Source organism: uncultured Sulfitobacter sp. (genome assembly GCF_947499945.1).
Taxonomy (GTDB): Bacteria; Pseudomonadota; Alphaproteobacteria; order Rhodobacterales; family Rhodobacteraceae; genus Sulfitobacter.
This window is the reverse complement of the sequence record NZ_CANMQD010000001.1, coordinates 1,597,498-1,613,906: the sequence shown is the minus strand read 5'-3', so window position 1 is coordinate 1,613,906 and position 16,409 is coordinate 1,597,498. Positions and strand designations below refer to the sequence as shown.

Annotated in this window: 16 protein-coding genes; 8 read left to right on the top strand and 8 right to left on the bottom strand. The window is 55.7% G+C overall.

The annotated features are described in order from the left end of the window. Positions 1-123: 123 nt before the first annotated feature. Positions 124-1,845 (top strand): Hint domain-containing protein, encoded by a 1,722-nt coding sequence (locus Q0775_RS08035; protein WP_298859077.1) that lies wholly within the window; start codon positions 124-126, stop codon positions 1,843-1,845. Continuing rightward, positions 1,846-2,940, top strand: coding sequence for a Hint domain-containing protein (locus Q0775_RS08030; protein WP_298859075.1), 1,095 nt, complete (start codon positions 1,846-1,848; stop codon positions 2,938-2,940). Here the strand turns inward: Q0775_RS08030 and Q0775_RS08025 are convergent. From Q0775_RS08025 to dapD, 3 genes are all read right to left on the bottom strand, one after another. Next, entirely contained in the window at positions 2,937-3,275 is a 339-nt protein-coding gene (locus tag Q0775_RS08025) for a hypothetical protein (RefSeq protein ID WP_298859073.1), read from the bottom strand. The two genes, Q0775_RS08030 and Q0775_RS08025, sit on opposite strands and share 4 nt — an antisense overlap. Positions 3,276-3,337: 62 nt before the next feature. Then, positions 3,338-3,694, bottom strand: a complete 357-nt coding sequence (locus Q0775_RS08020; RefSeq protein WP_298859071.1) for a hypothetical protein — start codon at positions 3,692-3,694, stop codon at positions 3,338-3,340. After that, entirely contained in the window at positions 3,694-4,521 is an 828-nt protein-coding gene (dapD, locus tag Q0775_RS08015; RefSeq protein ID WP_298859069.1) for a 2,3,4,5-tetrahydropyridine-2,6-dicarboxylate N-succinyltransferase, read from the bottom strand. The genes Q0775_RS08020 and dapD overlap by 1 nt, the downstream gene beginning before the upstream one ends. Before the next feature lie 179 nt (positions 4,522-4,700). Between dapD and Q0775_RS08010 the strand changes: the two genes are divergently transcribed. Continuing rightward, positions 4,701-5,543: an LOG family protein gene (locus Q0775_RS08010; RefSeq protein ID WP_298859067.1), complete on the top strand. Its 843-nt coding sequence runs from the start codon at positions 4,701-4,703 to the stop codon at positions 5,541-5,543. Between the two features lie 14 nt (positions 5,544-5,557). On the opposite strand, the gene Q0775_RS08005 is transcribed toward Q0775_RS08010, so the two are convergent. The 3 genes from Q0775_RS08005 to Q0775_RS07995 all read right to left on the bottom strand — a co-directional run bounded on the left by Q0775_RS08005 (position 5,558) and on the right by Q0775_RS07995 (position 7,752). Beyond that, positions 5,558-5,773: a hypothetical protein gene (locus Q0775_RS08005; RefSeq protein ID WP_298859065.1), complete on the bottom strand. Its 216-nt coding sequence runs from the start codon at positions 5,771-5,773 to the stop codon at positions 5,558-5,560. 172 nt (positions 5,774-5,945) lie between these two features. Then, a complete protein-coding gene (rlmN, locus tag Q0775_RS08000) occupies positions 5,946-7,115 on the bottom strand; it encodes a 23S rRNA (adenine(2503)-C(2))-methyltransferase RlmN (RefSeq protein WP_298859063.1) in 1,170 nt (389 codons plus the stop codon). A 106-nt stretch (positions 7,116-7,221) separates the two neighbouring features. Continuing rightward, on the bottom strand, positions 7,222-7,752 hold the full coding sequence (locus Q0775_RS07995; protein ID WP_298859061.1) for an invasion associated locus B family protein: 531 nt from the start codon (positions 7,750-7,752) through the stop codon (positions 7,222-7,224). A gap of 193 nt (positions 7,753-7,945) precedes the next feature. On the opposite strand from Q0775_RS07995, the gene Q0775_RS07990 reads away from it, so the two are divergent. Next, complete coding sequence (locus Q0775_RS07990; RefSeq protein WP_298859059.1) at positions 7,946-8,929, top strand: asparaginase; 984 nt, start codon at positions 7,946-7,948, stop codon at positions 8,927-8,929. A 19-nt stretch (positions 8,930-8,948) separates the two neighbouring features. Here the strand turns inward: Q0775_RS07990 and serB are convergent, their stop codons facing one another. Beyond that, positions 8,949-9,824, bottom strand: coding sequence for a phosphoserine phosphatase SerB (serB, locus tag Q0775_RS07985; protein WP_298859990.1), 876 nt, complete (start codon positions 9,822-9,824; stop codon positions 8,949-8,951). A gap of 158 nt (positions 9,825-9,982) precedes the next feature. Between serB and Q0775_RS07980 the strand changes: the two genes are divergently transcribed. The 4 genes from Q0775_RS07980 to Q0775_RS07965 all read left to right on the top strand — a co-directional run bounded on the left by Q0775_RS07980 (position 9,983) and on the right by Q0775_RS07965 (position 14,821). Continuing rightward, positions 9,983-11,122, top strand: coding sequence for a phosphoserine transaminase (locus Q0775_RS07980; RefSeq protein WP_298859058.1), 1,140 nt, complete (start codon positions 9,983-9,985; stop codon positions 11,120-11,122). A 58-nt stretch (positions 11,123-11,180) separates the two neighbouring features. Beyond that, positions 11,181-12,776: a phosphoglycerate dehydrogenase gene (serA, locus tag Q0775_RS07975; protein WP_298859057.1), complete on the top strand. Its 1,596-nt coding sequence runs from the start codon at positions 11,181-11,183 to the stop codon at positions 12,774-12,776. 66 nt (positions 12,777-12,842) lie between these two features. Further along, positions 12,843-13,586 (top strand): metallophosphoesterase family protein, encoded by a 744-nt coding sequence (locus tag Q0775_RS07970; RefSeq protein WP_298859055.1) that lies wholly within the window; start codon positions 12,843-12,845, stop codon positions 13,584-13,586. A gap of 56 nt (positions 13,587-13,642) precedes the next feature. Beyond that, positions 13,643-14,821 (top strand): acetyl-CoA C-acyltransferase family protein, encoded by a 1,179-nt coding sequence (locus Q0775_RS07965; RefSeq protein WP_298859053.1) that lies wholly within the window; start codon positions 13,643-13,645, stop codon positions 14,819-14,821. 54 nt (positions 14,822-14,875) lie between these two features. Here Q0775_RS07965 and ubiB read toward each other — a convergent pair whose 3' ends face one another. Then, the gene (gene ubiB, locus Q0775_RS07960) at positions 14,876-16,408 is read right to left on the bottom strand and encodes a 2-polyprenylphenol 6-hydroxylase (protein WP_298859051.1); all 1,533 of its coding nucleotides are present in this window, start codon (positions 16,406-16,408) and stop codon (positions 14,876-14,878) included. Between the last annotated feature and the right edge of the window lies 1 nt (position 16,409).

Here is a 16,409-nt window from a genome sequence, read left to right as displayed (position 1 = left end):
CAGTTCCAACACCTGAAAACAGGGGCGGAATCGTCTGAACACAGACAAATCTGGAATGTGGGGGAATCCCCCTGTCCAATCTGCGTGCGTGTGCTGTCTCATAAGAAGGTTTGAGGCAGAGACATGGCAGTAGCATCCGAGCTTGATATCGAAACCGTGCGCGAGGGGACGACTGCGATTGAGATGGCGCAGGAGATTTTCGGCAACGGTGTGACCGTAACGGGTGCCACCTACTACGGCGATATCGATAGTGCAGGCATCTACAGCGGCGGTGATACGACATCGCCCGGCGTAGTCCCCGGACCAACTGGTATTATCATGTCCACGGGAGAAGCCGAGGACTTTACCAACGACGCGACCACTAGCGGGACCGGTAGCGGAAATGGAAACGGAAACAACGGAAACGCAAACGGCGTCGGGAACGGTGGCGGCAACGGGAACGGAAATAACGGAAACGGAAATGGAAACGGCGGAAGCGGCAATACCGGCGGCGCAGATCCGAACCAATCCACGAACACATCGACGAATACTTCGGGCACCGATAATTTCAGTCAGTATAATTCGGCCGCTGGCGGCAGGACGTATGACGCCGCTACTTTGGATGTTGACTTCATTCCAGACACTGACGTTCTCACGATGCAATTCGTGTTCAGTTCAGAAGAATACCCAGAATTTGCAAATTCCATCTATCAAGACTTCTTTGGTGTATGGATCAACGGCACCTTAGTCGAGCATGACGTAGGTGATGGCGAGACCGATCCGTTCAATATCTCGACCACTAACAACATCAACATGTACAACGACAATACCAACGACGACTACAATACGGAGATGGACGGCTTTACGATCACGCTGACCCTCACGATGGTCGTAAATGCGGGTGAGACAAACTCGATACGGATCGCCATCGCCGATGTGGGCGACAGCCAATACGATTCTAACGTGCTGATCGCAGGTAACTCTGTGCAGACACAGCTTGTCGCAGTGTCCGACGACGTGAACGTTTATCCTGACGGGACCACTACCTTGGATGTGTTGGGCAACGACATTAACAACGGCCCCGCAGGCAGCACGATGACCATTACACACATCAACGGTCAGCCTGCGACGGTGGGAACAGCAATTACCCTGCCAACGGGGCAGCAAGTAACCCTGAATGCCGATGGCACCTTTAGCGTGGTCGGCGACGGCGACGTAGAAGATTTCAACTTTACCTACACGATCGACAATGGCACCGACACGGACGTAGGTTTTGTTAACGCAACCTCGGTGCCATGCTTTGTGGCGGGCACGCTGATCGCGACACCAGACGGGGATCGCCGCGCGGAACAATTGAAACCCGGTGATCTGGTGATGACAAAAGACGACGGTGCACAACCACTGCGATGGATTGGATCGCGGCAGGTGACCGCAACGGGTAATTTTGCCCCCATCCACATTCGCGCAAACACATTAGGCCAGCATCGCGACCTGCTGGTCTCTCCCCTTCACCGTGTGTTGATCAAGGATATTCTGGCTGAGCTTCTCTTTGGTGAGGCCGAAGTTTTGGTCGCTGCGCGAGATCTGATTAACGATCACTCGATCACGCGGCGCGAGGGCGGTCACGTGACCTATGTCCATCTCCTGTTTGATCGCCATCAAGTTGTGTTTTCCGAAGGATTAGAGACTGAAAGTTTTCTACCAGGACCACAAACCGCAGCAAGTTTTGAGGCCGAAGTGGTTGAGGAAATCTATAGCATTTTCCCCGAGCTAGACCCTGAAACTGGTGCAGGCTATCCCACTGCCGCACGCCGTACACTGAAACGATATGAGGCGGGGCTATTGCGCGCCGCAAAGGTGGCTTAAATGACTTGGCTTGCAATTACCGATCACACTGACCGCCGTCTGTCCCTGCGCGGCCTTGGCCACGAAAAACGCGCCATGCCAATTATGATCGATAAACCGACTGAAGAGCTGACGCGCGGCAGTATTATGTTCGAGGCTCAGGTCTCTGAGGACAGCAAACCACAAGTGCTGTTCGGCTACACCAATCCGCATCCAACCCACCGTAGCCTAGTGTTTCAAGCAATACCCGGTGGTGGTGTCGCGATGGTCCATGTGCAGGGGGAGAAAATTGCCCATGCCGCGATTGCTCATAAAAATGCAGGCCGCGCTGAAATCCTGCGCCTGACCTATGCGTGGGACACGAAATACAACTGGGGCCGCCTCACATTGGAGCAGGCGGGCGAGACGACAGTGACGAGTGTGGCTGTGGAAAACCCGCTCCCGCTGACCCTTGATGATCTGCGAGATCTTATGCTGGGGCGCGGGCAACAGGATTATGCGCCTGACATGGTCTTTGCCGCCCTCTCAAACGAGATTGAGCCGATTGGCCCCGGTCCGACATTGTCCCCTGACACGCCAATTGCGACACCATGGGGCTACCGCAATGCAGGAACGCTTAAGCGTGGAGATACTGTTTATACCATGAACGGTGACGTTGTGCCTGTTCTCCAAACCGTTTCACGTAGCGTGCCTGCACGCGGCAGCTATGCCCCGATCCGCATGCGCGCGCCCTACTTCGGATTACAGGACGACATCATCATTTCACCAGAGCAGCATGTGGTGATTGACGGGCCAGAAGTTGAGTATCTTTTCGCCTGTGAGAGTGTGCTGACCCCCGCGCGCCATTTGGTCAACGGATTTGCCGCGCGGACAGAGCCGTGCGGCCATCTCGTGACCTACACCCAGCTTATCCTACCCAATCACGAACCGATTCTCGCGGGAGGTGCGCCGTTGGAAAGTCTCTATATCGGGCGTATTCGGCGTGACAGTCATCAATTGGCCTCAAGCGTAATGTTTGGCGTGGACCGCAATGACCTGCCAGAACACAAGGCACCGTCACATAAAGTGCTCAAATGGTATGAAGCAATTCATCTCGCGCGTCGCCGCGCGGCCTAATCAAAAAACGGCGTCATCTGGGCGATAATAACCGAGTTCTCGTCGAGGGCACGCATCATAAGGGCGCGCTCTTCGTCGTCGATCTCGTCGCCTTCGGCCTCCCGCTCGGCCAGCGTGCCATAGCCTGTCACATCAAGCGGAGCAGTTTCTGCCTGCTTGAGAATTGCTACGGTTTCACGAACAGCTTCGGCCTCATCAATGCCAGAGGCAAAGCACATGAGCGCAGCACCCGTCGCCTTGTCGGGCAGCCCGTCACCTGCCTTTCGGCCGATTTCTACCAGCAAGGTATAGACCTGTTGGCGTGATACTTTTTTGGGTTTCTTTTCGTCGGTCATTGGCCTGTCCCTCAAACGCAGATGGAGTGCAGACCTAGACGGTCAACGGTGGTTTGAAAAGCCTACTCGCACTTGCGAAGCATACTGACCCGCGCACCGCTTTGGATCACAGCAATACCATTTTCGGTTTTCATGATCATTATGCGGCGCTCCCATGGCGTCCCATCCGCACGACAGATCGCACTATACAGTGTCGCATCCATGCCGCTCACCCTGACGGGGTCGCGCAGGTTGCACCTGCTGCCAACAGCAAAGAAGATGTTGGACGTCAGCAAAATCGCGCCGCCATCTTTTCCAACCCGCTTACAATCCCAACTATCCCCGCTTGAATGGTCGGGTCTGTACCGGCCATCATAGGGACCCGCCCATGCTGTAGCCGCCGTTACAGACAGCAAAAGCATGAGCAGGAAGAGTCGCATCAGTCGCGCAGCAATTCGTTGATGGAAGTTTTTGAGCGGGTCTTCTCGTCCACGCGCTTTACAATCACAACGCAGTAAAGGTTCACGCCGTTCTTGGATGGCATGGAGCCTGCAACCACAACCGAGCCTGACGGCACTTCGCCGTACATCACTTCGCCCGTTTCGCGGTCGAGGATCTTGGTCGACTGGCCGATATACACGCCCATGCCAAGCACGGAGCCTTCACGTACGATACAGCCCTCGACCACTTCGGAGCGCGCTCCGATAAAGCAGTTATCCTCAATGATTGTCGGGCCTGCTTGCATCGGCTCCAACACACCACCAATGCCAACGCCACCCGAGAGGTGCACGTTTTTGCCGATCTGTGCACAGGAACCAACTGAGGCCCATGTATCGACCATCGTGCCTTCGCCAACATTGGCGCCGAGGTTCACAAACGACGGCATCAGCACCGCACCAGGTGCAATAAACGCCGACTTGCGCACAATAGAGCCAGGAACAGCGCGGAAACCCGCAGCTTTCCATTCTGCCGGACCCCAACCTTTGAATTTGCTGTCGACCTTGTCCCACCAGTTGGAGCCTTGCGGACCACCAGACTGCTCGCCCATATCCTGAATACGGAATCCCAGAAGAACGGCTTTCTTTGCCCATTGGTTTACATGCCAGTCGCCATTTCCCTGACGCTCTGCAACGCGGAGCGTACCGGAATCGAGCGCGGCCAGTGTGGCCTCAATCGCATCGCGGGTTTCGCCTTTTGTCTCGGGGGTAATTGTATCGCGGGCATCCCACGCGGCCTCAATGGCTGTTTCAAGCTGGGCATTCGACATGGCGGAACTCCGATTAATTGAGATTGTTAGGGGGCGATATACGCGGGCAAAGCGCATCGCGCAATCCTAACCGCTGCGCTGTAGTTGTCGTGGCGGTACGCCACTCCAGACATAATCGCATAGTCAATCCGCGCAATCGGGTGCATGTTGCACAAAATAGTCGAATATTGAGGACAGACATGAGCACAAAACACCAGCACCCATTGCGTAACGCCAGCACAGACCGCACCGCAGCAGACGGCGTACCCGTCACACCGCAATCCCAAGCGCCGGCCTACAAGCTTGCCTTCAACGATTTCGATTTTATGTGCCGCGACGATATGCGCCCCGTCCGGTTCCAACTTGAACTGCTCAAAGCAGGCGTGATGATGAATGAATATGGCGTTGAGTCGACCATTGTTCTTTTTGGCGGTGCACGGATTCCAGAGCCTGCAAAAAAAGACAGTGCGAGGACAAAAACGCTGGCTGATTTGTCGCGTTTTTACGATGAAGCACGCGAATTTGCACGCTTGATGACCGTAAAGTCCATGGAAGGTGGCGGGCATGAAGACATCATCGTGACCGGCGGCGGACCAGGCGTGATGGAAGCAGGCAATCGTGGGGCGCTCGACGCAGGCGGCAAGTCGATCGGACTGAACATCGTATTGCCGTTCGAGCAAGCGCCGAACGAATATGTTTCACCTGAGCTGTGCTTCAACTTCCACTATTTCGCGATCAGAAAGATGCACTTCCTCATGCGGGCAAAAGCGATCTGTGTGTTCCCTGGTGGCTTTGGCACCATGGACGAAACGTTTGAGGCGCTGACGCTGATCCAGACAGGCCGGATGGAGCGGGTGCCGTTTCTGCTGTTCGGTCGCGCCTTTTGGGAAAGCATCATCAATTGGGACGCGCTTGCCGATGCGGGAACAATCTCTGCCGAAGACCTCAACCTGTTCCGTTTTGTTGAAACAGCTCAGGAAGCGATGGACCTGATCGAGAACTGGGGCGAGCCGTCGGCACGCGAGAGTGTTCCCGGTCGGTAAACAATCAGCAAAGTTTAATGAAACAGCTCGTCTGGTAGCTCACATAGCGCAACGTGGTGAGGCAGTGTTTCCAAAACATGCTTTCCGTCTTCGGTATCGCGAATGGAATAGCCATAGCCTGCAAGGCGATGCTTCCATTCGCGGGCTGAAAGAGCCACTGCGCGTTCGCGTGCTACAATCTGCATTACCTCATCGGTAACAAATGCGTCTTGTTTGATAATAATCGACATTGTCGTTCTCCTGATTAAGTCATCTCAGGAAACAATCTGCGGAGTCACAATGGCAAGATTCGGCTCCGATTGTGGCGGAACAGAGGTTTTTGTACCCTCAAAGGTTGAGCAGCTGTGCATTTTTATCAAACCCGCAGCTTTTTAAAGGTATTTTCCTTCCTAAAACAGTATCTTAGCTACGCGTTTCCGCCTCGATCTGGCGCTTGGATTTACGCGCACGCTCTGTCTCTGACTTCAGCTGACCACAGGCGGCCATGATATCCTCACCGCGCGGTTTGCGCACGGGGGAGGCATATCCCGCTTTATGCACAATGTCCGAGAATGCACGAATACGGTTATTGCTCGACCGCTTGTATGGTGCACCGGGCCATTCGTTAAAGGGGATCAGGTTGATCTTCGCAGGAATACCCTCGATCAATTTCATCAGGCGGTGGGCATCCTCGTCGCTATCGTTAATCCCGTGCAGCATGACATATTCAAAGGTGATCCGCTCGGAGTTAGATACCTTGGGATAGTCACGCAGCGCGTCCAGAAGCGTTTCGATATTCCACTTTTTGTTAATCGGAACCAGCGTGTCGCGCACCTCATCCGTTGTTGCGTGAAAAGAAACAGCAAGCATGCAACCGATCTCTTGCGCCGTGCGCGCAATCTCTGGAACCACACCTGATGTGCTGAGCGTGATCCGACGGCGCGACAGTTGAATACCCTCGGGATCCATCGCAATCTTCATCGCATCACGCACGTTCTCGAAGTTATAAAGCGGCTCTCCCATACCCATCAGCACGATATTGGACAGCAGGCGCGCGTCCTCGGTGCGCGTTCCGCTTTTCGGCCACTCATCCAGATCATCGCGTGCAATCATTACCTGCCCGATGATTTCACCTGCTGTTAGATTGCGCACCAGCTTTTGGGTGCCTGTGTGGCAAAATGAACAGGTCAGCGTGCAACCCACCTGCGAACTCACACAGAGCGTGCCTCGGTTCGCTTCGGGGATATAGACGACCTCAACCTCATGACCACCTGCGATCCGCACCAGATATTTGCGTGTGCCGTCTTCGCTCACCTGCTTGGTCACAACTTCGGGCACTTCGACCACAAAATGCGCGGCCAGATCGGCACGAAAGGATTTGCTCAGGTTGGTCATCGCGTCAAAATCACGAACACCCCAGTTATAGATCCACTGCCAAATCTGACCGACCCGCATCTTGGCCTGCTTCTCTGGCGTGCCAATTGCAATCAAAGCATCGCGCATTCCCTCACGGGTCATCCCCACAAGGTTCGCAGGCCCCTCGGGCAATTTGCGCGGCATGGTATGGACGTCTTGGGTAATGGGAGCGGACATGAGAGCGATTCCTATAAGGTGTTGCGCAGTATATAGGCGCTTGGTGCCGAAAATGAAAACGGCCCCGCCCCAAGAGGCAGAGCCGCACTATTTGTTTCGCAAAGGATCACCCGCCGCAGCGTTTGCCCGCATCCTCAACAGCGGCAGTAAAGCCAAGCAATGAGAACGTATCTTCTGTCTGGGTGCCCCGACCAGAACGGCCCGTCAGCTTTGCATCCGCGCCACGCTTCATGGCTGCGATGATCTTTGCATCGTCTGATGTAGTCGCAGGCCATGCCCACTCCCCTTCGGTAAACAACTCGAAGGAGTTACCGGAAATATCCATGCGTACAGTAGACCCGCTGGCAAAAGGATAGCCGCCGGTAAAGGCGACCTGACCGTTTGCACCCGCGCTGGGGCGGTAGAACACCATCAGCAATGTCTGCCCACGGTTCACCGCAACGACACGACCATCGCGTGAGTTTACGGTCTCTTTGGGCGTGGAGACACTCCAACATTCAGTTGGGTTATCCTCTACAAACACGCTCCAGTCTGTCTTTGCCGCTACGCGGTTGGTGCTCTGGCTTTGCGCCCATGCGCTGCCCGCAATCAGGCTTGCCATCAGTGCTGCCACTACACCCGTTTTCAAAAATGCCATTCTTCTAACTCTCCAGCCGTCTCATTGCCTCAACGTGTATCCAAAACCTTGTCGTGGCCGCTTTTGAATGGGCCATTCGTTCACAATGGTTTACGCTCTTACCGACAACAAACACCATAACGCGAAAGACGCGAGTGGTGAAACCCCGCATTGGCAGGTTTTCGCCCATATTCGCTGCAAAAAGGACCCAACTATGATCGCTCCCGCCCCCTTCGCAGAAATCTGGCGTGGCCAGTTTTTGGAAAGCGTCCATTCAGGCCATGCCGTCATCTGTGACGCTTCTGGGCAAATAGTAGAGGCTTGGGGTGATCCGGACGCTGTTGTGCTGGCACGCAGTTCTTCAAAGATGATTCAGGCGCTACCCTTGGTGCGCTCTGGTGCAGCGGATGCATTCGGCCTTAGCACACGCCAGCTTGCACTCTCTTGCGCGTCTCACCAAGGGGCGCAAATCCACCTTGATGGCGTCGGAGCATGGATAAAGGATCTGGGCCTGAGCGATGATGATTTTCGCTGCGGAACCGAGGAATCGCGGGACCGTGAAGTGATGGAAGCGCAAATTCGCGCCCATGAGAAGCCCTGCCGCATCCACAACAATTGTTCTGGCAAGCATGCAGGATTTCTGACTCTGTCCAAGTACCTTGGCGGCGGGGCCGATTATGTCGCACTCGACCACCCTGTTCAGCGTGCCTGCCTTGAGGCGTTTGAGGAAGTGACGGGCGAAACCAGCCCCGGTTTTGGTATCGACGGTTGCTCCGCTCCGAATCACGCCACATCCCTTCACGGTATGGCACGCGCCATGGCGCATTTCGCTGCAGCATCCGAAGGCAGCGCAGAAGCCCGCTTGCATGAGGCAATGCGTCTACATCCGGACCTTGTCGCGGGTGAGGGGCGTGCCTGCACCGAACTCATGCGGGCTTGTGATGGCAAGGTGGCGCTCAAAACAGGTGCCGAGGGCTTCTTCATCGCAATAATTCCAGAACGCGGGCTTGGCATCGCGCTCAAAGCGGCTTGTGGCACCACGCGTGCGGCGGAAGCGGCGATTGCTGCGCTGCTCGTACGTCTTGGGGTTTTAGATGCCAATCACCCCGCCACGCTGAATAGAATCAACAAACCCATAAAAAACTGGGATGGTTTGACTACAGGTATTTTGAAACCTGCGGCTGACTTGATCGGATAATCAGTCGCGCAGGGCAATTCTAGGTTACGAAATCGCTCTGCGCGTAGCCCTGCACATACAAGAGCGCAGTCAAATCGCCGAAATTGACGCGCACATTACACTGTGCGGCGACTGACGGCTTGGCGTGCAGAGCAACACCCATCCCCGCACGGGTAAGCATACCCAGATCGTTGGCGCCGTCACCTACCGCAAGCACATCCGCATCGACAATCCCAAGGCGCGCAGTGATGTCCTCCAGCGCATCCACCTTCGCCTGCTTGCCAAGGATCGGCATGCCAACCTCCCCTGTGAGCATCCCATCCGTCACCAAGAGCGTGTTCGCGCGGCTCTCGTCAAAGCCCAACTCACCTGCCACTTGCGATGTAAAAGCCGTGAATCCGCCAGAAACCAGAGCCGCATACGCACCCTGCGCCTTCATCGTCGCAAGAAGCGTTTTGCCACCGCCCATCAACGTAATCCGCTCTGCCAGAACTTTGGCAATGACAGTCTCAGGCAATCCTTTGAGCAGCCCGACGCGTTCACGAAGTGCACCATCAAAATCTAGCTCGCCATTCATGGCGCGTGCTGTGATGTCTTTGACCCGCGCACCGACACCGGCCTCATCAGCTAACTCGTCGATACACTCCTGCTCGATCATGGTGCTATCCATATCGGCGAGCAGCATCTTCTTTCGCCGCCCTTCGGTGGGCACAATAACCAGGTCAACGCTCATGGCCTGGCAGCTGCTCCACACCTCGTCAAAGTTGTCAGGCATTACGCCCAGCGCAAATTCCGCCGCCTCATCAGGCTTAAGCCAGATCGCATCACCCCCACCCCATGCATTGCGTAGTGATTCCACAAGGGATGGTTCCAGATTGCGCGTGTCGGGTGCACACAAGAGAATGGCGGTAAACATATCCAAGTTTCCGATCAGCGTCAGGGGCGTCGCAAAAAGGCGACCGAGCGGCGGTTTAGCCCTATTTCCCCGCTTGTGCCAGAACGGAATGGCCCGTACACGCATCCGTGGGACACCCTTCCCCAACGAAGGGCATTTTATCTGAGAGGGTAGCATCAATGGCTATTACTGCTCCGGCTACGCGGCCGGCTAATCCGCGTTTTTCTTCTGGCCCCTGCGCCAAGCCCCCCACATTTGATCTGGCAAAGTTGTCTGACGCGCCGTTGGGCCGCAGCCACCGTGCCGCTCCGGGCAAGGCAAAGCTGCTGGAAGCGATAGAGACCACCCGCGAAATCCTTGGCATACCTGCTGACTACAAGATCGGTATTGTTCCCGCCTCTGACACTGGCGCTTACGAGATGGCGATGTGGAATCTGCTGGGTGAGCGTCATGTCGAAATGCTCGCATGGGAAAGTTTTGGCTCTGGCTGGGTTACTGATGCCCTCAAGCAGCTCAAGATTGATGCGACTGAAAAAACCGCCGCCTATGGTGAGATCGTTGATCTGAATGGTGTGAATTTCGACAACGACGTTTGCTTCACCTACAACGGCACGACATCAGGTGTCCGCGTTCCTGCCTCGTTTGATATTCCTGCGGATCGCGCGGGTCTGACGCTTTGCGATGCAACATCTGCCGCCTTCGCGATGGACCTGCCGTGGGACCGTTTGGACGTCACGACATTCAGCTGGCAAAAAGTGTTGGGTGGTGAAGCGGCCCACGGTATGATCATCCTGTCCCCTCGCGCGGTTGAGCGGCTGGAGACTTACACCCCTGCATGGCCACTGCCCAAAATTTTCCGCCTGACCAAAGGTGGCAAATTGATCGAGGGTATCTTTAAAGGCGAGACAATCAACACACCCTCCATGCTCTGCGTCGAGGATTATCTTTTTGCGCTTGAGTGGGCAAAATCCGTTGGTGGCCTGAAAGGCATGATCGCGCGTGCCGATGCGAATACGGCAGCAATCACTGCTTTTGTCGAGGCCCATGACTGGATCGACTTCCTTGCAGTTGATCCCGAGACACGCTCGAATACATCTGTTTGTCTCAAGTTCACGGACGACCGCATTACCGATGGTGCCGCATTTGCCAAAGCTGTTGCAAAGCGGCTGGCGGATGAGGACGTGGCGCTCGACATCGGTGCCTACCGCGACGCGCCCGCAGGTCTGCGCATTTGGTGTGGTGCCACGGTCGAGACGTCGGACATCGAAGCGATGTTGCCGTGGCTCGACTACGCGTTCAACGCAGAGCTTAACGCATAATTCCGCGCGGGGGATAACCCCCGCGCCTTCCCCCATTCTCAAGTTAAAGGACCATATCATGGCCCCCAAAGTACTCATTTCCGACAGCCTGAGCGAAGCCGCCGTCCAAATCTTCAAAGACCGCGGCATTGATGTCGATTTCCAACCCCAGCTGGGCAAGGACAAAGACAAGCTTGCCGAGATCATTGGTAACTACGACGGCCTCGCAATCCGTTCCGCAACCAAAGTAACCGATAAAATCCTCGCCGCTGCGCCGAACCTCAAGGTCATTGGCCGTGCTGGTATCGGCACCGACAACATCGATAAAGACGCCGCCTCCAAACAGGGTGTGATCGTCATGAACACGCCTTTTGGCAACATGATCACAACGGCCGAGCACGCCATTGCGATGATGTTCGCTGTGGCGCGTCAAATCCCTGAGGCCTCCGCCTCCACCCACGCCGGTAAATGGGAAAAGTCCAAATTCATGGGTGTCGAGCTGACGGGCAAAACACTTGGCGTGATTGGCGCGGGTAACATCGGTGGTATCGTGTGCGACCGTGCGCGTGGGCTTAAGATGAAGGTTGTGGCATATGACCCCTTCCTCGGTGAGGAAAAAGCCGCCAAGATGGGCGTGGAAAAGGTCGAACTGGAAGAGCTGCTGAAACGCGCTGATTTCATCACGCTGCACGTTCCATTCACCGATCAGACGGCCAATATCCTGAGCCGTGAGAATCTTGAGAAGACCAAAAAGGGCGTGCGCATCATCAACTGTGCGCGCGGCGGTCTGGTTGACGAAGAGGCGCTGGCCGATTTGCTGAAGTCCGGCCATGTGGCAGGTGCGGCATTTGACGTATTCAAAGTCGAGCCTGCCACCGAGAACCCATTGTTCAACCTGCCCAATGTTGTCTGCACACCGCACCTTGGTGCCGCAACAACCGAAGCGCAGGAAAACGTGGCCCTGCAAGTGGCTGAGCAAATGGCCGACTATCTGCTGACAGGTGCGGTGAGCAACGCGCTCAACATGCCGTCCGTCACTGCCGAAGAGGCGCAGGTTATGGGTCCGTGGCTGAAGCTTTCGGGTCACCTTGGGTCGTTCATTGGTCAGCTCACGGATGAGCCGATCAAGGCAATCAACATTCTCTATGACGGTGTTGTCTCCGAGATGAACCTCGATGCGCTGAACTGTGGCGTAGTGGCTGGGATCATGAAACGTGCAAACCCTGACGTGAACATGGTGTCCGCGCCTGTTGTTGCCAGAGAAAAAGGCATCCAGATTTCGACCACCAATCAGGATAAATCAGGCGCCTTTGAAGGTTACATCAAAGTTACCGTTGTGACCGACAAGCGCGAGCGCTCTATCGCAGGCACGGTATTCTCTGACGGTAAGCCACGGTTTATTCAGATCAAAGGCATCCAGATTGATGCCGAGGTGGGCCGTCACATGGTTTATACCACCAACGAGGACGTGCCAGGCATCATCGGTACATTGGGTCAGACGATGGGCGAGAACGGTGTAAACATCGCAAACTTTACCCTTGGCCGTGCGGCAGTGAAGGGTGAGGCGATTGCGCTTTTGTATGTGGACGAGCCTGTTCCGGCCCCTGTTGTGAAAAAGCTGCACGAGACAGGTTTGTTCACCCAGATCAAGCTGCTGGAATTCGACGTCAACTAAAGCTATCTTCAAATTGACTAAAAGGCGCGGCTCTTATGGGGTCGCGCCTTTTGCATTGGAGGAACTATGACCAAACCGATCTATGCTGTTGGCGATATTCACGGGCAGCACACCGAGCTTTTGCGCGTGCTGCACTTGATCGAGGCAGACGGTGGGCCAGAGGCGGAGATCGTGTTTATCGGCGACTATACCGATCGCGGCCCCGCGTCCTCAGATGTTCTTGATACTCTGATCGACGGTTTGGAAGCAGGCAAAAGCTGGCACTGCCTCAAGGGTAACCATGACCGCATGTTCAGCTGGTTTATGCGCGACTATCCTCTCCATGATGCCTATCTGCCCGTTTATTTGTATTGGCTGCACGAACGGTTGGGGGGCGATACGACACTCGCCTCCTACGGAATCAAGATGACCCAGACGGATCGCCAAACCGATGTGCATGGCTTGGCCAAGAAGGCCGTGCCGCAGCGCCATGTCGATTTCCTCGACAGTCTCGCGCTTAGCTTTGAGAATGATGATCTATTCTTTGCCCATGCAGGCATCCAATCCGGTGTGCCGCTGGATCAGCAGTCGGAGCATGATCTGCTGTGGATTCGCAAAGAGTTCCATGTGGATACCCGCGATCACGGCAAGCTTATCGTGCATGGCCACACTCCAGTTGACACAGCAACCCACTATGGCAACCGCGTAAACATAGATGCGGGCGCAGGATACGGGCGACCATTGGCGGCTGTAGTCTTTGAAGGGCGAAAATGCTGGAGCTTGACCGATCAAGGGCGCATTCAATTGCACCCCACTGACGGAACGTCCTAGCTGACAAGCGGCAGGCTGATTTCTAGGATACAGCTAACATATCAGGGAGAGAAAATATGTCAGATGATATCGTCATTCTAAGCGGTGCGCGCACTGCGATCGGAACATTCGGTGGCGCGCTTGCGGGTACACCCGCCACAACGCTGGGCGCAACTGTTGCCAAGGCAGCGCTTGACCGCGCGGGCGTTGAGGGCGGCCAGATCGGGCATGTGGTATTCGGCAATGTCATCAACACCGAGCCACGGGATATGTACCTCAGCCGTGTTGCCGCAATGGAAGCTGGCGTGCCTGATGTCGTACCCGCGATGAACGTGAACCGCCTCTGCGGTTCTGGTGTGCAGGCGATTGTATCTGCCGTGCAGTCACTGATGCTGGGCGATGCGGATTTCGCACTGGCTGGCGGCGCAGAAAGCATGAGCCGCGCACCCTATATCTTGCCTGCTGCACGCTGGGGTCAAAAGATGGGCGATGTGGCCTCCCTTGATATGCTGCTGGGTACGTTAAACTGCCCGTTCGGAACGGGACACATGGGCATCACCGCAGAGAATGTTGCGGGTGAGCATGACGTGAATCGTCAAGAACAAGACGCCTTTGCCATGCTGTCGCAAGAGCGCGCGGCCGCGGCGATTGAGGCGGGCTATTTCAAGGAACAGATCGTGCCTGTCCAAGTGCGAAAGGGTCGCGAGACTGTGGCCTTTGAAGTGGATGAACATCCAAAAGCTACCACGCTGGAAAAGCTGGCTGGTTTACGGGCCGTGTTCCAGAAAGACGGCTCTGTCACAGCAGGCAATGCGTCAGGGATTAACGATGGGGCGGCGGCGCTTGTTCTTGCTCGCACTTCGGTTGCTAAAGATAACGGGCTGCGCCCCTTGGCGCGTATCATCGGCTATGCCCACGCAGGTGTGCGCCCCGAGGTTATGGGCATCGGACCTATTCCCGCCGTCACCAAGCTATTTGAGAAGACAGGATTGGGGCCGAATGATTTTGACGTAATCGAGAGCAACGAAGCCTTCGCATCGCAGGCATTGGCCGTGAGTAAAGCGCTTGGTTTTGATCCGGCGCGGGTAAACCCCAATGGCGGTGCGATAGCGCTGGGCCATCCCGTCGGTGCAACAGGTGCAATTATCACGGTTAAGGCCCTGCACGAATTGCAGCGCACCGGCGGCAAGCGCGGATTGATCACCATGTGTATCGGTGGTGGTCAGGGTATTGCACTGGCGATTGAAATGCTCTGACGATGGCGATGGGCGCGGAATACTCTGCGCCCATCAAGCCCAAAAGCCTAGAGGTCAGGTCAGTGCGTTGATCATTGCGATTATACCAGTTGCCACCCCAGCACCCACGAGAGCTGACAAGACAAGATAACGCTTGAACGGCTTGGGCGGTGGCGGCAACGCATCCGCCTGACGGATCAACGCCGCCTCGACAAGTGCAGGAAGTCGCGGACCAAAGCGCGACAGGACACGCGCCGTCTTGGTGAGGTCGGTTATGATTGCCTTGGGACCAATGGATTTAGTGATGTAATCCGTCACAATCGGGGCTGCTACCTGCCAGATGTTCATCTGCGGATTGAGCGAGCGGGCCACCCCTTCGACCACAACCATGGTGCGCTGGAGCAGGATAAGCTCGGTACGGGTTTCCATGCCGAAACGCTCTGTCACTTCAAACAGATAGGCCAGCAGCCGCGCCATAGAGATACGGTCGGCATCCATGCCAAAGATCGGCTCCCCCACTGCACGCAGTGCACGGGCGAATTCATCGACATCTTTATCGGCAGGCACATATCCCGCCTCGAAATGCACCTCCGCCACGCGCTTATAATCCTTACGGATGAAGCCATAGAGTATCTCGGCGTAGACGCGGCGAGTATATTCGTCGATATGGCCCATGATCCCGAAATCAAAGGCGATGATATCACCATTTGCCGCGACTTTCAGGTTCCCCTGATGCATGTCACCATGGAAGAAACCATCGCGCAGCGCATGTTGCAGGAATAGAGCCAAGATTCGCTCTGACATCTCGACGCGGTCATGGCCAGCCGCATCAATGGCTGCGTTATCGCCCATCGGGACACCCTCGGCCCAGCCAAGTGTCATAACGCGACGAGCAGAATAATCCCACTTGATCTCGGGCAACTGGAAGCCAGCATCGTCTTTTGTATTGGCCGCATATTCAGAGGCCGAGGAGGATTCAAGCCGCAGGTCAAGCTCACCGCGCACAACGCCGTCGAAATGCTCAATTACATCCATCGGACGTAGCCGGCGGGAACCGGGGGAGAATAACTCAACCATCCGCGCTGCGAGATAGAAGGCATCCACATCCTTCTGGAATGCTTTTTCAATACCTGGACGCAGAACTTTTACGGCGACGTCTTCACCCGTAGAACGCAATCGGGCTTTGTGTACTTGCGCGATAGAAGCGGCTGCTACTGGTTCGCTGAATTCCAAGAATATCTCGTCGACAGGCTGGCCAAGCTCCTTTTCAACCGCTGCTTTTGCCACCTCTACAGGGAAGGCCGGCAGCTGATCCTGCAACACGCGCAGTTGTAGCGCCATCTCATCACCAACCACATCGGGGCGTGTTGAGAGTATCTGTCCAAATTTGATATAGGCAGGGCCCAGCGCCGTGAGGGCGCGGGTGGCTGGTTGAAGCGCCGGATCGCCCTTATAGCCCAGAGGCTTGAACGGGATCGCCAGCGCGCGCGCCACAAGGCGCACAGCCTTTGGTGCCTCAAATGCGTCGAGCACGAAATTCATCGCGCCGGTACGTTCCAGCGTGGCGCCCGTGCGGATCAGGCGCCAAATATTATGAGGCCCGCGCATG

What these genes read in the sequence shown, in the direction of transcription:
- Q0775_RS08035 (WP_298859077.1), top strand. Translation starts at nt 124, where the DNA reads ATGGCAGTAGCATCCGAGCTTGATATCGAAACCGTGCGCGAGGGGACG.
- Q0775_RS08030 (WP_298859075.1), top strand. Translation starts at nt 1,846, where the DNA reads ATGACTTGGCTTGCAATTACCGATCACACTGACCGCCGTCTGTCCCTG.
- Q0775_RS08025 (WP_298859073.1), bottom strand. Translation starts at nt 3,275, where the DNA reads ATGACCGACGAAAAGAAACCCAAAAAAGTATCACGCCAACAGGTCTAT.
- Q0775_RS08020 (WP_298859071.1), bottom strand. Translation starts at nt 3,694, where the DNA reads ATGCGACTCTTCCTGCTCATGCTTTTGCTGTCTGTAACGGCGGCTACA.
- dapD (WP_298859069.1), bottom strand. Translation starts at nt 4,521, where the DNA reads ATGTCGAATGCCCAGCTTGAAACAGCCATTGAGGCCGCGTGGGATGCC.
- Q0775_RS08010 (WP_298859067.1), top strand. Translation starts at nt 4,701, where the DNA reads ATGAGCACAAAACACCAGCACCCATTGCGTAACGCCAGCACAGACCGC.
- Q0775_RS08005 (WP_298859065.1), bottom strand. Translation starts at nt 5,773, where the DNA reads ATGTCGATTATTATCAAACAAGACGCATTTGTTACCGATGAGGTAATG.
- rlmN (WP_298859063.1), bottom strand. Translation starts at nt 7,115, where the DNA reads ATGTCCGCTCCCATTACCCAAGACGTCCATACCATGCCGCGCAAATTG.
- Q0775_RS07995 (WP_298859061.1), bottom strand. Translation starts at nt 7,752, where the DNA reads ATGGCATTTTTGAAAACGGGTGTAGTGGCAGCACTGATGGCAAGCCTG.
- Q0775_RS07990 (WP_298859059.1), top strand. Translation starts at nt 7,946, where the DNA reads ATGATCGCTCCCGCCCCCTTCGCAGAAATCTGGCGTGGCCAGTTTTTG.
- serB (WP_298859990.1), bottom strand. Translation starts at nt 9,824, where the DNA reads ATGTTTACCGCCATTCTCTTGTGTGCACCCGACACGCGCAATCTGGAA.
- Q0775_RS07980 (WP_298859058.1), top strand. Translation starts at nt 9,983, where the DNA reads ATGGCTATTACTGCTCCGGCTACGCGGCCGGCTAATCCGCGTTTTTCT.
- serA (WP_298859057.1), top strand. Translation starts at nt 11,181, where the DNA reads ATGGCCCCCAAAGTACTCATTTCCGACAGCCTGAGCGAAGCCGCCGTC.
- Q0775_RS07970 (WP_298859055.1), top strand. Translation starts at nt 12,843, where the DNA reads ATGACCAAACCGATCTATGCTGTTGGCGATATTCACGGGCAGCACACC.
- Q0775_RS07965 (WP_298859053.1), top strand. Translation starts at nt 13,643, where the DNA reads ATGTCAGATGATATCGTCATTCTAAGCGGTGCGCGCACTGCGATCGGA.
- ubiB (WP_298859051.1), bottom strand. Translation starts at nt 16,408, where the DNA reads ATGCGCGGGCCTCATAATATTTGGCGCCTGATCCGCACGGGCGCCACG.